This window comes from Myxococcus sp. CA033 (assembly GCF_013336625.1).
Lineage (GTDB): Bacteria > Myxococcota > Myxococcia > Myxococcales > Myxococcaceae > Myxococcus > Myxococcus llanfairpwllgwyngyllgogerychwyrndrobwllllantysiliogogogochensis.
In genome coordinates this window covers 1-608 of the sequence record NZ_JABUMU010000083.1, presented here as the reverse complement: position 1 = coordinate 608, position 608 = coordinate 1, and the positions used below count along the sequence as shown (strand labels likewise).

The 608-nt window shown below is 71.7% G+C and carries 1 protein-coding gene; it reads right to left on the bottom strand.

The window, feature by feature from the left end; translation table 11 throughout:
- The coding region (locus HUA78_RS45730; protein ID WP_174479131.1) for a hypothetical protein at window positions 1-608 on the bottom strand (608 nt) is incomplete at both ends.

Here is a 608-nt window from a genome sequence, read left to right as displayed (position 1 = left end):
GAGGCGCGGCTCGCCGAAGTGGCGCGGCTTGCCGAGGAGGCCCGGCTGGCGGAAGAGGCGCGGGTCCGTGCCGAGGAAGAGCGGCGGGCGGAGGCTGCGCGGCTGGCTGAAGAGGCGCGGCTCGCGGAAGAGGCCCGGCTCGCTGAAGAGGCGCGGGTCCGTGCGGAGGAAGAGCGGCTCGCCGAAGAGGCGCGACTTGCCGAAGAGGCACGGGTCCGTGCGGAGGAAGAGCGACTCGCTGAAGAGGCGCGGCTGGCTGAAGAGGCCCGGGTTCGTGCGGAGGAAGAGCGACTCGCTGAAGAGGCCCGGCTCGCCGAAGAGGCCCGGGTTCGTGCCGAGGAAGAGCGACTCGCGGAAGAGGCGCGACTTGCCGAAGAGGCACGGGTCCGTGCGGAGGAAGAGCGACTCGCGGAAGAGGCACGGCTCGCGGAAGAGGCCCGGGTTCGTGCGGAGGAAGAGCGACTCGCGGAAGAGGCGCGACTTGCCGAAGAGGCACGGCTCGCTGAAGAGGCACGGCTCGCTGAAGAGGAGCGACTCGCTGAAGAGGCGCGGGCTCGTGCGGAGGAAGAGCGCCGCGCGGAAGAGGCTCGGCTCGCTGAGGAGGCCCG